Consider the following 14,596-nt stretch of genomic DNA (forward strand, 5'->3'; position numbering starts at 1 on the left):
CGCCAAGGGGCACGACCCGGCAGTCCTGCTGTGCCGTCCGCAGATCACGGTGCGGCCCGACTCGCATGACGTCGGGCGCCACCGCCGTCGCCACGCTGGAGCGGCGGCGCTGAGGACCTCACTGATCCAGCGGAGAGCGCCTCGGTGCCGTCACCACAGGTGGTCGGTCGGCGAGGGCTTCAGCACAGGTCGAGGCCTGCGGCGACGATCGTGTCGGCGTCCAGACCGTGGTGCCGGTAGACATCCTGCAGGCTGCCACTCTGGCCGAACCGGGTGACGCCCAGCGTGGTGGTGGGGACGTTGTTGACGGTGCCGAGGAAGGCCAGCGTGTGCGGGTGGCCGTCGACGAGGGTGACGAGGGGTGTGGCACGGTCGGCGGGGAAGACCTGCTGGAGCACCCACGAGGGTGCGTCGTCCTGGCCGTTCCGGGAGCGCAGGGCCCGGAACAGGAGGTCGGGACTGGTGATGCAGACGACGTCGGTGCGCTGTCCCAGGGCGTCGAGGCGGTCGGCGGCGGCCAGGCCCTCGGGGACGGTGGCGCCCATGGCGGCGATGGTGAGTGTGGGGGAGTGGGTGCGGCGCAGTGCGTAGGCGCCGGAGACGGCCTGGCTGCGGCGGCGCTCGCGGGCGGCGGGGTCCGCGGGGACGGCGGCGAGCTTTTGATCGACCGGCCGTGTGGACAGGCGCAGGTAGGCCGACCGGCCGTCCGGCCGGCCCAGTTGGGCCAGTGAGGCGAGCAGGCACCATTCGGTGTCGATCGCGAAGGCGGGCTCGTAGGCGATGCAGCCGGGCTGCTCGATGCCGAGCGACGGTGTCGTGACCGACTGGTGTGCGCCGCCCTCGGCGGCGAGGGTGACGCCGGAGGGGGTGCCGACGAGGATGGACTGCCCGCCGGCGTAGATGCCGAACGACCAGGGTTCCAGGGCACGGTTGACGAACGGGTCGTAGAGCACGCCGATGGGCAGGAGTGGTTGACCCCAGCGGTCCCATGTGGTGCCGAGTTCGCCGAGGAGGCCGACGAGGTTGGTCTCGGCGATGCCCAGTTGGATGTGCCGGCCCGCGGGATGCTCGCGCCAGTGCAAGATGGTTTCGGTGTCATCGGCGAACCAGTCCTGGCCTTCGGTGGGCGACCAGATCCCCACCTTGTTCAGCCAGCCGCCGAGGTTGGTGCTGGAGCTGACGCCGGGGCTGACGGTGACGATGCGCCGGGCAGCCTCGGGAGCCCTGCGGGTGAGGTCGAGCAGGGTGCGGCCCAGCGCCTGCTGGGTGTTCGCGGTGCCGGTGGGGGTGCGGCCGAGTCGCAGCAGGCTGCCGTATTGAGCGTGAGGACTTGCCAGCCGGCGGCCTCGAACATGGCGCGCAGCCGGTCGCCGCTGTTCGCGGGCACGATCCGATCCAGCGACTGCCGGTTGAGGTCGACGATCCATACGATCTCGCCGAGTCCGGCGACCGAGGGGTCGCGGACCGCCTCCCAGCACGCGCCCTCGTCGAGTTCGGCGTCGCCGATCAGCGCGTACTGCCGGCCGGTGCCGGCACCGCCGAAATGGGCGTCGACATAGCGGCGGGCGACGGCGCCCCAGACCGGCGCGGTGGCTCCGATACCGACCGACCCCGTGGAGTAGTCCACCGGGTCGGGGTCCTTGAGGCGGCTGGGGTAGCTCTGGAGGCCGCCGAACGCCCGCAGCGTGCTCAGGTGTGAGGCGCCGAGCCGTCCGAGGAGGTGACTGATGGCGTGGAGGACGGGCGAGGCGTGGGGCTTCACCGACACCCGGTCCGCGGCGGTGAGGGTGTGGAACCACAGGGCGGTCATGATGGACGTCATGGACGCGCTGGACGCCTGGTGGCCGCCGACCTTGAGCCCGGACGGGTTGGGCCGTACACGGTTGGCGTGGTCGACGACGGCCGTCGCCAGCCACAGCACCCGCCGCTCCACGGCTTCCAGGGTGGAGATGTCTGCTTCCTGGCCGGTGGCGCCGGCGTCGGCTCCTTCGCCGGCTGTCGTCTCGGTTGCCGTCATGGTCCGCCTCCTTGTCCGCCCCCTCGTCGGGCGTTTGCGCGTGTGGTGTCCGGGCCGAACGGCTTGAGCTGAAGGCGCTGGTGGGTGGCCCGTCGGATGGTGTCCGGTCATCTGCTGTCGGCCGCTTGCGCGCTGGAGGGCCGGTGCTGCCGTGCCTGGGCGGCGAGCGCGGCGACGGCGTCGGCGAGCGTCCCGTACAGCTGCGGCGGCAGGTGGTGGCCCATACCGGTGAGGGGAAGGAAGGCGGCACCGGGGATGGTGTCGGCGGTCTCCTGCCCCCCGGCGAAGGGCAGCAGCGGGTCGTCGGTGCCATGGACGACGAGAGCGGGCACTGTCAGTTCCCGCAGCAGCGCGCGGCGGTCGGGAGCGGCGGAGATCGCTGCCAATTGCCGCAGGAAACCGGCCGGATTGTGGGCACGGCGCACCGCCGCCCGCAGTGCCCCGCGCAACCGCCGCTCGTCGTGGGGGTATCCGGGGCTGCCCAGGACCCGGGCACCTGCGACGGAATGCTCGAGCCACGCATCCTCGTCGGTTCGGGGATCCGGCGCGTCGGCGGTCAGCACCGCAATCGCCTGCGGGGTGGGCAGGGGCAGTGCCCGGTTGCCGGTCGTGGACATCAAGCTGGTCAGGGTCAGAACCCGGTCCGCGTGATGGGCGGCGACCAGCTGGGCGATCATGCCTCCCATGGAGGCGCCGAGGACGTGGACGTACTCGACGCCCACCGCGTCGAGTACGGCGACGGCGTCGCGCGCCATGTCGTCGAGTGTGTACGGCACGGCCGGCGCCGGGGCACCGGCGGCAGCGGCCATGACCAGATCGAGGTCGGGGACCGGGGCGTCGTCGAGGTGGGTGGACAGACCCGTGTCACGGTTGTCGAAGCGGATCACTTGGAACCCTCGGGCCACGAGTGCCTGGGGGAATCCGTCGTCCCACTTCGTCAGCTGATCCCCCAGACCCTGCACGACCAGCAGCGGCTCTCCCGACGTGGGGCCGATGACGTCGTACTCCAACCTGATGCCGTGTGCCGTAACGGTGCTCATCGGTGTGCCTCCGCTTGCCGGTGGGAGCCAGGGGACGCCCGACAGGGAAGATGCCGGGGCGGACTGAGGGGGCGAACCAGGGAGGTATCGCTGGATGGTCGTACTCGTCCGCACGTGTTGTGCGTGCCATCGACCGGAGCGCCGGGTCTCAGCGGTGAGTGAGGGCTTGGGCGAGATCGGCGATGATGTCGTCGGCGTCCTCGATACCGACCGAGATGCGGATCAAGGAGTCCGTCAGGCCGATCTCCTCGCGCAGGTTCCTCGGGACTCCCGAGTGAGTCGTGGAAGCGGGGTGGCAGATCAGTGTCTCGGTGCCACCCAGGCTGACGGCGAGTCTGCACACCGTGAGCCGGTCCAGGAAGGCGAACGCCTCGGCCTCGCCGCCGTCGACGCGGAAGGAGAAGGTGGAGCCGGCGCCGGTGGTCTGCTGTTCGAACACCTTTCTGGCGGGGTCGTCGGTGGCGAGGAACGCCGGGTGGTCGACGCTGCTGATCCGTTGCTGACCGTGCAGGAACTTGGCGACGCGCAGGGCGTTGTCACAGGCCCGCTCGGTGCGCACGTGCAGCGTCTCCAGGGACCGCAGGAGCATCCAGCAGGTGTGCGGGTCCGGGTTGGTGCCGATGGCGGAACGGGTGCGGACGACGGCGCCGACATGTTTCGCGCTGCCGGTCACGCCCCCGGCCACCAGGTCGCTGTGGCCGCCGGCGTACTTCGTCAGCGAATACAGCGCCAGGTCCGCTCCGTGTTGGAACGGCTGCTGGAAGACGGGGCCGAGGAGAGTGTTGTCGACGGCGATCAGCGGGCGCCGCCCGGTGCGGGAACCGATCTCGTCGGCGACCTCGGTCAGCAGCCGCAGGTCCACCACACCGCCGGTCGGGTTGGCGGGTGTCTCCACCAGGATCAGACCGACCGGCCCGGTGGCCGAGGCCGCTTCGGCCGCGTCCCGCACGTGAGCGGGGTCGGTGCCGTCGGTGAAGCCGACCGGTGTGACGCCGAACGCGGACAGCGTGCCGCGCAGGAGCGTCTCGGTGCCGCCGTACAGGGGGCGCGAGTGCAGCACGGTGTCGCCGGGACGCAGGAAGGTCATGAGGGTCGTGGTGATCGCCGACATGCCCGAGGACAGGACCGCGCCGCGTTCGGCACCGTCCCACAGGGCGAGCCGCTCCTCCAGGATCTCCGCGTTGGGGTTGTTGAACCGTGAGTAGACCAACCCGATCTCCTCACCGGGGCGCGGCACGCGGCGGCCGGAGGTGATGTCGAACAAGTCCTTGCCCTGCTGGGCGGAGGCGAAGACGAAGGTGGAGGTCAGGAAGACAGGGGGCTTCAAGGAGCCCTGGGACAGACGGGGGTCGTAACCGTGCCCCATCATCAGCGTCTCAGGTCGCAGGGCGCGGCCGTCGACCTCGCGTTCGCGGTGGTGAGCAGATGTCATCGGTATGTCTCTCCACGTGCTGGAAACGGTGGGTGCCGGGCTTAGTGCGCCGGGCGCGCCTCGCGCAGGACGAGCAGGGCGCCGCAGGCATGGCGTGGCGCGACGACGAGGCTGTCGCCGGTCGCGGTGAAAGGGACGCCGGAGCGCGTCAGGCACGTCTGGGCGGCCTGTGCGTCGCGGACGGTGAGAGCGAGCACGGCGGGGCCGGACTGTGCCAGGCCGCTGAGATCGGCGCCGGGGTGGCGGGCGGTGACGGCCTCCGCCGTCAGGTAGGTCAGTGGGGCGCCGCCCGTTGGGACAACGACGGTGTCGGAGGCGATCCGGCGCGGTGAGGTGTCGAGGAAACGGGCGACGGTGGCCGCTTCGGTGTCGGGCGTGGGCGTCACGATCGCGATGGTGTCGATGCCCCAGGCGGTGTTGGGGTGGCGGGTGAGCTGGGGATGGCGAACGTGGTCGGGAGTGAGGATCTGGTTGCAGAACAGCCGCAGGAAGGGGGTGCCGGCGTCGGGGAAGTGGGCGATGGTGAAGGCGGCTTCGGCTTCGCCGCCGTCCGGCAGTGCCACAGGCCGCCGCACGCTGTGCGGTCCGCGTGCGGCGATCCCGGCAGCGGTGAGTTCGGCGACGGCCCCCTCCGCGTCGTCGGTCCCCAGGGCGATCGCGGCGATACCCTCTCGGACGGTCAGGACGTCACAGATCTCGCTGTTGAAGTCGGTGGGGGTGACGACGCCGAGGAGTTCGAGATAGCTCTGTTCCAGCATGACGGTGTGGTTGGCGGTACCCATCTCGGCGCCGTGCCGGCCGAACGGGGCGACCGTGAAACCGAGCCGTTCGAATGTCGTGCGGGCGGAGGCGAAGTCGCGTACGAGGACGCAGCAGTGGTCGATGTCTTTGATGTGGGTTCGCATGACCGGGTCTTCCTGTTCAAGGGCCGGGGTGCGGAGCCGGGAGCGCGGCGGCGCGCGCCGGTCAGACGCCGGTGGCGGGGAGGGGGGAGGCGGTGATGGCGACTCCGAACGTGCGCAGGCGGTCCAGCGCGTGCGCGGGGTCGATCACCGCTTCCGGGAAGACGACTCCGGCCCGTGGCGGGGCCGCACCGTCCAGACCGAGGACACGCTCGGCGCCGATGAGCACACCGAGTGCCGTGAGGTGGGCCTGTCCGCGCGGATCGCTGACGAGGGTGCGGCGGCCCGCGGATGCGCCGTTGTGGTCGCGGCCCCACAGGTCGATGTAGATCTCGTGGGAAGGGGTGCTGCCGGCGAGCGTGCCGAGCGAGTCGCCCGTGCCGATGTCGAAACGGATGTCCGCCGCGTCGGTCGCCGTGGCCAGGGCCGGGACGTCGAGGACCCCCATGGGCTGCGCGGCGAACGCGGGCGGGCCGCCGCGATCGACGGCGCGGATGTTCTCGGACTGCTCGATCTCGGCCCAGTGACCGCCGCGCAGGGTCAGCGCGCGGGTGAAGAACGCGCCGCTGTCGCTGCCTGTCATCGCTCCGATGGGGTCGGCGGTGTCGAACAGAGCTGCCAGCGCGATCCGGTCGACATGGGCGAACTCCCGTGCGGCCGCGAGCGCGGCGAATGTCGTGGCGCCGGCTTGCCAGTGGCCCATGATCAGGGTCGGGCGGCGTGCGAGGTCGGCTGCGGCCATCGCGGTCCGGCTGAGATTGTCCGCTTTGCGGACGATGCCGATGTGCGCGGCGCCGGCCCGCAGTGATGCCCGCAGCATCTTGTCGTCGGGGTCCTGCAGGGCGGCGATGACGAGGTCGACGGGGCCCGCAGCGGCCAGGCCGGCTGCGGCGTCGTCGCTGTCGAGCCGGACGACGTCCGCGTCGTACTCCTTCGCCAGCGCCGTGGCCTTGTCCGGCCGCCGGCCGCCGATGACGAGGTCCAGGTCGTGACCGGCCGCCCGCAGGTGGCGGACGATCCATGCGCCGACGAGTCCGTAGCCGCCGGCGACGAGTACACGGTGTTTCACACGAAGTCTCCGAGAGGGCACAGGGTCGGGTGACGACCGTCGGGGCAGAGGGGAGGGAATGCGCCGGGCCGCGTCGCGAAGCGATCCCGGCGAGCTAACCTACTGATCGTAAGTTACCATGCGTAGGTTAGGTGTCAAGGCCTCTGTCGAACAGCGGGAGGGGTCGGACGGACGCAGTAAGCTACTGTTCGTAACCACGTACGAGAGGGCGGAGGGTCACCGTGGCGGGACGTCGGCTGACGCGCGAGCAACGGCGAGCGCAGCTGCTCGACACGGCCCTTGCGATCGCCCGCGAGGAAGGCGCCGATGTCCTCACGCTCGCCCGGGTCGCCGAGGAGGCCGGCGTCAGCAAGCCCGTCGCCTACGAGCACTTCGCCACCCGGACCGGCCTGCTGACCGCGCTCTACCGCCGTATCGACCGGCAGCAGACCGAGGCGGCGACGGCTGCACTGGACACGCAGGCGCACTCGCTCGCGGAAACCGCCCGCGTTCTGGCCGAGGCGTACGTCGACTGTGTCCTGCACATCGGCAGGGAATTCGGCACCGTGACGGCCGCCCTGTCCTCCATCGCCGGCACCGAGGACCTGTTGCGCGAGGGGCGTGAACGGTACGCCGAGCTCTACCTGCGCGCCGTGGAACGCTTCGTCCCCCTTCCGGAGGGGGAGGGCATGCCCCTCATGCTCGGGGTCGTCGGTGCCACCGAGGCTCTCGCGCGTGAGGTCACCGACCACCGCCTCGGCCGCGCCGAGGCGGTCGCGGTGGCGAGCCGGATCATGCTGGGAGCGGTGATCGGCGCGGCAGAGGCGGCGCGTTGACCAGCAGGCCTTCTATTCAATGACCTGCTGGGCCGGGGATGGTTGAGCGAACCGGTGCCGGACGAGCCGGGGAAGGTGTTCCGGCGGGTTGCGTCCGGGGCGCCGTCGCGTCGGCCCGGAAGGCGGCCCGGGCGGTGCGGCCTCGGCGCGCCGGGGTTCGAGCGGCGCAGCCTCCGGCGCTCCGGTGGCTCGGGCTGTCGATCTGAGCGGCGCTCCGTCCACGGAAGGCGCCGTCGCCGTAGAGGGGGCCGGGCGGTGACAGGCGGGCGTGGTTCGGGCAGCGGACCGGTGGCCGGGCGGTCCGCCGAGGTGCTGCCCGGGTGGCGGGTGCGGGCGTGGCGGGCGGTGCTGCGGTGACGAGGGTGCGCGGTACGCCGGTCATGGCGCCCATCGCACCTCAGCTCGCCGTGGTGAACTGCGGCAGTCGCGCCATGATGGCCTGCAGGTCGCGGTCGTCTGAGATGCCCTGGAAGTCGTGGCGCGGGGTGTAGGGCCGTTCGAGGGCCAGGACCTCCTCGTCGGTGAGGTCGAGGTCGAGGGAGGCGACGGCGTCGTCGATCTGGGCCGGGGTGCTGGCGCCGACGAGTGGGGCGGCGACAACCGGCTTGCCGCGCAGCCAGGCGAGTGCGATCTGGGCGCGGGCGACACCGCGGGCCTGCGCGAGGGAGCCGACCGCGTCGACGATGGCGTGGTCGCTCTGCTGGGTCATGGGGGTGTAGAGCAGGTCGGCGAAGCCGTCGTTCTCGGAGCGGTGGGTGGCCTTGGCCTGGTCCGACGGGCGGGCGAGGCGCCCCCGGGCGAGCGGGCTCCACACCACGGTGCCGACGCCCTCGTCGAGGCAGAGCGGGATCATCTCGCGCTCCTCCTCGCGGTGGAGCAGGTTGTAGTGGTCCTGCATGGACACGAAACGCGCCCAGCCGTGTGCGCGCTGCAGGTGCAGAGCCTTGGCGAACTCCCAGGCGGGCATCGAGGAGGCGCCGAGGTAGCGAACCTTGCCGGCCTTCACCAGGTCGCTGAGTGCCTCGAGGGATTCCTCGAGCGGGGTCGAGGGGTCGTTGCGGTGGATCTGGTAGAGGTCGATGTAGTCGGTACCGAGGCGGCGCAGGCTGTGCTCGACCTCGGTCATGATCGCTTTGCGGGACAGTCCCTTCCCGTTGGGGCCCGAGCGCATCGGGTGACGCAGCTTGGTGGCGATCACGACATCGTCGCGGTCGGCGAAGTCCCGCAGGGCACGGCCGAGGATCTCCTCGCTGGAGCCCTGGGAGTAGATGTTGGCGGTGTCGAAGAAGTTGATCCCCGCCTCCAGTGCATGCCTGATGAGGGGGCGGGCGTCGTCCTCTCCGAGTGACCAGATCGGATGGCCGCGGTCGGGTTCGCCGTATGTCATCGCGCCGATGGCGATCGGGGAGATGTCGAGACCGGTCCGGCCCAGCTTGATGTAGTCCACGGACGCTCCTAGAGTCGATGAAGCGGAGAATTCTCCGCTTCATTGGCGGATAGTAGCGGAGAACTCTCCGCTTTCCAATTCGGAGGCCCCATGACACCGCCACGCTCGGACGCACAGCGCAATCGCGAGCGCATCCTCGAGGTGGCGTACGAGGCGCTGGCGGCCGATCCCGGCACGTCGCTGAACGCCATCGCGAAGTCGGCCGGTGTCGGCCCCGGCACGCTCTACCGGCACTTCCCGACCCGGGAGGACCTGATCCTGACGCTCTACCGCCAGGAGGTGCAGGCGCTGGTCGGGGAGGTGCCGGCGATCCTCGCCGTACACGAACCCCTCGACGCGCTCAGGGTCTGGTTCCGTCGCCTCGCGGAGTACGTCCGCGTCAAGCACGGGCTCGGGGAGGCGCTTCACACCGTGGCCGCCCAGGCGGCGATCAATGAGACGTACGCACCGGTCACCGCGGCGGTCGGGCGGTTGCTCGCCGCCGCGCAGGGCGCAGGAGAGGTCCGGCCAGGGCTCGATCCGGCCGACGTGCTTCTGGCCATGGGCTTCTTGTGGCGGGTCCCGCCGGGCGAGGCCGGATTGCAGCAGGCCGACCGGATCCTCGAGCTCGTCATCGACGGACTTCGCCCGCCCGCGGCGCGTCGGTGAGTCGCGTGGCCTCGGCTCGAGGCCGACGCGGCCTGTCCGGGCACGGCCGCGGCACCCGGAGAGGCCACGTCGGCTTCGAGGTTCGCCGTCGAACCGTACGATGGCCGGTTCGTCCCGTCCTGCGGGGGCCGTCCTGCAAGGGGCGGTGCACGGGATGAGGGCCGCCGCTACGCCGTCGATCGGCCGGTGTCGGGGTCGACGAGCCAGGCGACGAGGGTCCGCCAGCGGTCGGGCTGGTCGGTGTCGCGCGGTCCGACGAGGTAGATCTCCTCGACGAGGTTCTGGGAGCGCAGGCCGTGGCGCGCGGTGAAGGAGCCGATGGCGGCGTAGGTGAGGTCCAGGTCGTCGTGCGGGCCGCAGTGGGTGGCGACGGCGGCGGTGCGCTCGGGCAGTCGGAGCGGCTTCACGGTGGCCGGCGCTGCCGGTGCAAGCGGTGCCTCGGCAGGGAGATAGACGGTGGCGCGGCCGTGCCCGTCGGTGAACAGGGTGTGTTCGTAGCGGCCGCCCGGAGGGAGCACCGGACGGCGGCCGGCCGCCGCGTCCAGGTCGTCCATGGCGGTGTCGTACCAGCTCAGGTCGGCTCCGGGCGGGACGTCGAGGGACACCGCGAGAACGCGTTGCGGCGCAAGGACCTCAAGGCTCACGGTCCGTTCGGCCTGCGGGTCGAAAAGCTCCCGGAGCGCCTGGACCGCTCGCTGAGTGCGGCCGAGCCGGTCCTCGAGCCGACGGAGGTGCGCAGCGACGATCTGCTGCGCCGCACGCCGGCCCGCCTCGCCCGCGCCGCCGGACTCGGCCTGGAGGAAGCTGTGCAGGTCTGCCAGCGGGAGGTCGAGTTCCCGCAGCCGCTTGATGGTCAGTGCCAGCCGGATCTGTGCGGGCGTGTAGTAGCGGTAGCCCGTGGCCGGGTCGACCTGTGCGGGGACGAGGAGGTCCTGGGCGTGGTAGCGGCGGAGTGTGCGGATACTCAGATGTGTGATCCGGGAGAACTCCCCGATCGTCCATCGCTCCGCCACGCTGTCCTCCTTGTCGTACACATGCGGACCGGCTCGGGCCTTCATGTCAGGGTGCGATGTCCAGCAGGGTGATTCTCCCCGACGTGTTGCGTTCGAAGGTGAAGCGGAGTGTGGCCGGGCTGCCGGGGAAGTCGCCGGAAATCTCCGCGACGGCCCGACACGCGGTGGCCGTCCCGGTGACGGCGCGGAGGTCGTAGTGCACGGGCGGGACTTCGGTGCGCCAGCGGCGCACCGCAGGAAGTCCTTGGTGGCTGCGGCCGTCGTCGTGTACGACGACGACGGCGTCGTCGAAGAGCGCGAAGTAACGCTCGCGGTCGGGATCGGTCGCCGCGGCGAAGTACTCCTCGGCGAATTCCTGGATGTCCTGCACGGTTTTCTCCCGCTGTCGTGGATGAGGGGCTGGTTCAGAGGGCACGGACGGTGCCGCCGTCGACGACGTGTTCGGCGGCGGTGATCGCACTCGCCCGGTCCGAGGCCAGGAAGGCGATCAGCTCGGCCACCTCTTCCGGCTCGGCGGGTCGTCCCAGCGGGATGCCGCCGAGGACCCGCATCAGATCGGCGAGGGCGGCCTGCCGGGAGATGCCGTTCTCCTTCATCCGGCGTGCGAGGAGGTGCTCGGCGCCGTCGGTGCGGATGAAGCCGGGGGCGACCGAGTTGACCCGCACTCCGCTGGGCGCCACCTCGTTCGCGAGCCCCTTGCTGTAGGTGGCCAGGGCGCTCTTGGCCGCCGCGTAGGCCAGCGTCGAGTCGTGGAGCGGCATGCGGCGCTGGATCGAGGTCACGTGGACGACGGCGCCCGACCCGCGGGCCGCCATCCCGGGGACCAGCGCCCGGTCCAGCCGGACCGCCGGGAGCAGGTTGAGCGCAAGCTCCTCCTCCCACAGGTCGTCGTCCAGGGCGGCGTACCCGCCGGCCGGGGCGCGGGAACCGCCCACGACATGCACCAGGACGTCCGGCACACCTATCCGCTCGGCCACCGCCGCAGCTGCCGACACGACACCCTCGGGGGTGCTCAGGTCGGCCCGCACGAAGAGGGGGTCGGCCGTTTCCGGCGGCGTACGGGCGATGGTGACCACCTCGGCTCCGGCGTCTCGGAGCCGCAGAGCCGCCGCCAGCCCGGTTCCCTTGCTGCCGCCCGCCACCACGGCGCGGCGTCCATCGAGATCATCGCTGCTCATGGCCGCGACTTTGGACCCTCCCGCGAGGAGAGGGTCAAGGCGGACCCGCAGGACCGGGGCAGACGTCGGCGAACGCCGTCCGCGGGGCAGGACCGGGGAAGCGGCGAGGGAGACCCGACGGGCCGGGCGGTCTGCGTGCAACCGTGCCGTCGCCGGCCTCTGGCCGGGCGCCGCGAGCCCCCGAGCGCGGATCAGGCGGCCGAGGCCGGGTCCGGCCCGCGGCGCCCCAGAATCCCGCCGAGTACGACGCCTGCGGCCAGCACGCCGGAGGCGACCCGCAGTGCTGCCCCGACCCCCTCCCCGGCGCCCGGCCCCGCGTGCCCCGCGGCAGTGGTCATCACCGCCAGGCCGAGCGCGGCCCCGATCTGCCGGCTGGTCGTCACCAGCCCGGCAGCCAGGCCCGCCTGGGACGCGGGGACGTCCGAGGTCGCCGTGCCCGTGGTCGGTACGAAGGCCGAGCCGAGACCGAGACCGGTGAGGACCAGGGGCGCCAGGACATGGTCGGCGTACCCGACCGGGCCGTCGTTGCCGCTCAGCCACCACGTTCCCGCCGCCGCGGCGGCCAGACCGATCATGATCTGCCGGCCCGCTCCGAGGCGCACGACCGTCCGGGAGCCCAGCAGAGTCCCGGCCATCGTCGCCAGGCCGGCCGGCATGAACGCGAGACCGGCCCTCAGCGGCGCGTAGCGGTTGACGTCCTGGAGGAAGAGGGACATGAAGAAGTACATGCCGAAGAGGGCCACGCCGATGGTGGCTGCCACGCCGTTGGCCAGCATGAGCCGGCGCATGCGCAGCACGCGCAGGGGGATCAGCGCGGTGTCACCCCTCCGGGCCTCCACCAGGGCGAAGGCCGCCAGCAGGACGACGCCGAGCACCAGCGCTCCTAGCGTCGTCGGCGCCGTCCAGGCAAGCTGGGCCGCGGTGACGATCCCGTAGACGAGGCAGGACAGTCCGCAGGTCGCCAAGACGGCCCCCCACACGTCGAGCCGTCGGCGCGATCGGGTGTGCGGCCCTGTGGGGTCCAGGTAGCGGGGGACGGCCGCGAGCAGCGATGCGCCGATCGGGCCGTTGACGAACAGGACCCAGCGCCAGTCGAGGAGGTCGGTGAGGACGCCTCCGGCGACCATGCCCGCGGCGGCACCGGCGGCCGCGGTTCCCGTCCACGCACCCAGCGCCTTGCGACGGGCGTCCGGCCGGGTGAACGCGGTCGTCAGCACGCTGAGCGTCGAAGGCGCCAACAGCGCCCCACCGACGCCCTGGACGGTGCGGGCGGCGATGAGCCAGCCACCGCAGGGGGCGAGACCGCCCAGGACGCTGAAGAGTGTGAACATGCTCAGCCCGGCGAGCATCACCCGGCGGTGGCCGATCAGGTCGGCGGCGCGTGCTCCCAGCAGGAGGAATCCGGCGAAGGTCAGCGTGTAGGCGTTGATCACCCACTGCTGGCCCGTCACGCCCAGGTGGAGGCCGGTCCGGATGTCAGGCAGCGCGACGTTCATGATCGTGACATCGACCACCACCATGAACTGAGCCGCGCAGCACAGCGCCAGAACCATGCCCGGCGGCCGCGCCGGGGAGATCGCCGGCTCGGCGGCGGTATCGCTCGCGGTCACAGCGACCGTCCGCGGATACGGGTTCGCGAGCTGCGCACCTCCTGGCGTGCCTTCTCGAGGAGGCCGTCGGTGAGCGTGCCGCGGTGCTTGAGGATCCGTCCGCCGACGATCACGGTGTCCACGTCGCGTGGCCCGGCGCCCAGGAACGCCGCGAGCACGGGACTGCCGAAGCCGTCCAGGTGCGGGGTGGACAGGTCGAGCGTGATGAGGTCGGCCTGCCGGCCGACCGCGATCTCTCCGAGCTGATCGGCGAAACCGAGCACCCGGGCGCCCCCGCGCGTTGCCAGGTCCAGCATGTCGAGGTGAGAGTGCCGCAGTCCGCCGGGCATCTCACCCCGCTCGATGGGTCCCGCGTTGGTCCGGGACCGCTCGGCTGCCAGTGCCAGGCGCATCTCTGCGAACAGATCGCTGGGACCGTAGGCGACCGTGTCGGCGCCCAGCCCGACCGGCACACCGTGTTCCAGTGCGGCCCCCGTGGCGGGATGGGTGCCCAGACCCATGGTCATGTCGACGGTCGGGGTGGCCGAGACGGTGCCGCCCGATTCCGCGACCTGCTTCCATTCCCGCTCGGTGAACTCGTTGGCGTGGACGTAGTTCACGTCAGGTCCGAGAAGGTCCTGGCGCCCGAGCTGGTCGACGGCGCCGGGCAGGCCGGCCATCCCGGCGTGCAGGGAGATCGGCAGGCCCAGTTCGCGGGCGAGGCCGAACTCGTACGCGGTCTCCGCCGGTGTCGCCATGGACGGGCCGCGCAGGGCGAGCCCGAGGGCGATGCGGCCACCCGACAGGCGTGTCGCCTGTGTGGCATGCAGGCGTCGGGTCTGTGCTTCGTAGCGGGAGTGGTCCCCGCTGGAACCGGCCTTGCCGCCGAAGTACAGCCGGGCCCGGATGCCGCTGTCGTGCAGGGCACGCAGATTGGCGTCGATGTCGGCGTCGGAACCCAGGTTGTGGGCCCAGTCGGCGACGGTGGTGACCCCGGCGTTGATCGCTTGCACCGCGCCCCACAGCACGCCCGCGTACACGTCCTCGGCGGTGAACCCGTCACCGAGTCGCTCGTTCACCTGCCGCGCGTACGGCAACAGGGTGACATCGCTGGAGCCGGCCGACAGGCTTCCCAGCCACATGTGCCGGTGCGTGTCCACAAGGCCCGGCATTACCAACTGGCCGCCGGTATCGATGATCTCCTCGTCGCCGGCGGTGGCGACAGCGTCACCGGCGTCGGCGATCCGCCCGTCCCGGATCAGGACGTCGGCGATCCGGCTCGTCCCGTCCGGGAACAGGACGTGACCGCCTCGGAGCAGAAGGGGGCGGGACACGGGAGTGTCTGGCACGACGGATTCCCTCTCTAGTCGGTATACAACAGGTACCGGTATACGATTGGAACCGCCCTGCGAGTGCCGCACAAGAGAGCACTTTGAACTGCCCAGG

General features: G+C 71.5%; 12 protein-coding genes and 1 pseudogene. 2 read left to right on the top strand and 11 right to left on the bottom strand.

The features are described 5' to 3' along the window. Positions 1-179 precede the first annotated feature (179 nt). The 5 genes and pseudogenes from ACJ9NR_RS38030 to ACJ9NR_RS38050 all read right to left on the bottom strand — a co-directional run bounded on the left by ACJ9NR_RS38030 (position 180) and on the right by ACJ9NR_RS38050 (position 6,460). Positions 180-1,810 (bottom strand): annotated as a pseudogene (locus tag ACJ9NR_RS38030) (transketolase-like TK C-terminal-containing protein). Positions 1,811-2,124: 314 nt separating this feature from the next. Further along, positions 2,125-3,057, bottom strand: a complete 933-nt coding sequence (locus ACJ9NR_RS38035; protein WP_412492878.1) for an alpha/beta fold hydrolase — start codon at positions 3,055-3,057, stop codon at positions 2,125-2,127. Positions 3,058-3,205: 148 nt separating this feature from the next. Beyond that, the gene (locus ACJ9NR_RS38040; RefSeq protein ID WP_412492879.1) at positions 3,206-4,489 is read right to left on the bottom strand and encodes a cystathionine gamma-synthase family protein; all 1,284 of its coding nucleotides are present in this window, start codon (positions 4,487-4,489) and stop codon (positions 3,206-3,208) included. A 41-nt stretch (positions 4,490-4,530) separates the two neighbouring features. Further along, the gene (locus tag ACJ9NR_RS38045) at positions 4,531-5,394 is read right to left on the bottom strand and encodes a VOC family protein (protein WP_412492880.1); all 864 of its coding nucleotides are present in this window, start codon (positions 5,392-5,394) and stop codon (positions 4,531-4,533) included. 61 nt (positions 5,395-5,455) lie between these two features. Further along, positions 5,456-6,460 carry an NAD-dependent epimerase/dehydratase family protein gene (locus ACJ9NR_RS38050; protein WP_412492881.1) on the bottom strand — a complete coding sequence of 335 codons (1,005 nt, stop codon included), beginning with the start codon at positions 6,458-6,460 and terminating at the stop codon, positions 5,456-5,458. Between the two features lie 221 nt (positions 6,461-6,681). Between ACJ9NR_RS38050 and ACJ9NR_RS38055 the strand changes: the two genes are divergently transcribed. Beyond that, entirely contained in the window at positions 6,682-7,275 is a 594-nt protein-coding gene (locus ACJ9NR_RS38055) for a TetR/AcrR family transcriptional regulator (RefSeq protein WP_412492882.1), read from the top strand. Between the two features lie 397 nt (positions 7,276-7,672). On the opposite strand, the gene ACJ9NR_RS38060 is transcribed toward ACJ9NR_RS38055, so the two are convergent. Next, positions 7,673-8,722 (bottom strand): aldo/keto reductase, encoded by a 1,050-nt coding sequence (locus tag ACJ9NR_RS38060; RefSeq protein WP_412492883.1) that lies wholly within the window; start codon positions 8,720-8,722, stop codon positions 7,673-7,675. A gap of 90 nt (positions 8,723-8,812) precedes the next feature. Here ACJ9NR_RS38060 and ACJ9NR_RS38065 point away from each other — a divergent pair, with 90 nt between their 5' ends. Continuing rightward, positions 8,813-9,370 carry a TetR/AcrR family transcriptional regulator gene (locus ACJ9NR_RS38065; protein WP_412492884.1) on the top strand — a complete coding sequence of 186 codons (558 nt, stop codon included), beginning with the start codon at positions 8,813-8,815 and terminating at the stop codon, positions 9,368-9,370. A 167-nt stretch (positions 9,371-9,537) separates the two neighbouring features. On the opposite strand, the gene ACJ9NR_RS38070 is transcribed toward ACJ9NR_RS38065, so the two are convergent. The 5 genes from ACJ9NR_RS38070 to ACJ9NR_RS38090 all read right to left on the bottom strand — a co-directional run bounded on the left by ACJ9NR_RS38070 (position 9,538) and on the right by ACJ9NR_RS38090 (position 14,499). Beyond that, positions 9,538-10,383, bottom strand: coding sequence for a MerR family transcriptional regulator (locus ACJ9NR_RS38070; protein ID WP_412492885.1), 846 nt, complete (start codon positions 10,381-10,383; stop codon positions 9,538-9,540). Between the two features lie 46 nt (positions 10,384-10,429). Beyond that, entirely contained in the window at positions 10,430-10,753 is a 324-nt protein-coding gene (locus ACJ9NR_RS38075) for a nuclear transport factor 2 family protein (RefSeq protein ID WP_412492886.1), read from the bottom strand. Positions 10,754-10,787: 34 nt separating this feature from the next. Further along, positions 10,788-11,561: an SDR family oxidoreductase gene (locus tag ACJ9NR_RS38080; protein WP_412492887.1), complete on the bottom strand. Its 774-nt coding sequence runs from the start codon at positions 11,559-11,561 to the stop codon at positions 10,788-10,790. 191 nt (positions 11,562-11,752) lie between these two features. After that, the gene (locus ACJ9NR_RS38085; protein WP_412492888.1) at positions 11,753-13,171 is read right to left on the bottom strand and encodes an MFS transporter; all 1,419 of its coding nucleotides are present in this window, start codon (positions 13,169-13,171) and stop codon (positions 11,753-11,755) included. Continuing rightward, the gene (locus tag ACJ9NR_RS38090; RefSeq protein WP_412492889.1) at positions 13,168-14,499 is read right to left on the bottom strand and encodes an amidohydrolase family protein; all 1,332 of its coding nucleotides are present in this window, start codon (positions 14,497-14,499) and stop codon (positions 13,168-13,170) included. The genes ACJ9NR_RS38085 and ACJ9NR_RS38090 overlap by 4 nt, the downstream gene beginning before the upstream one ends. Positions 14,500-14,596: the final 97 nt, after the last annotated feature.

Source organism: Streptomyces sediminimaris (genome assembly GCF_047049295.1).
Lineage (GTDB): Bacteria > Actinomycetota > Actinomycetes > Streptomycetales > Streptomycetaceae > Streptomyces > Streptomyces sediminimaris.

Bases quoted from the DNA above. Each gene is read 5' to 3' on its own strand.
- ACJ9NR_RS38080 (WP_412492887.1), bottom strand. From the start codon at position 11,561: ATGAGCAGCGATGATCTCGATGGACGCCGCGCCGTGGTGGCGGGCGGC.
- ACJ9NR_RS38065 (WP_412492884.1), top strand. From the start codon at position 8,813: ATGACACCGCCACGCTCGGACGCACAGCGCAATCGCGAGCGCATCCTC.
- ACJ9NR_RS38045 (WP_412492880.1), bottom strand. From the start codon at position 5,394: ATGCGAACCCACATCAAAGACATCGACCACTGCTGCGTCCTCGTACGC.
- ACJ9NR_RS38040 (WP_412492879.1), bottom strand. From the start codon at position 4,489: ATGACATCTGCTCACCACCGCGAACGCGAGGTCGACGGCCGCGCCCTG.
- ACJ9NR_RS38035 (WP_412492878.1), bottom strand. From the start codon at position 3,057: ATGAGCACCGTTACGGCACACGGCATCAGGTTGGAGTACGACGTCATC.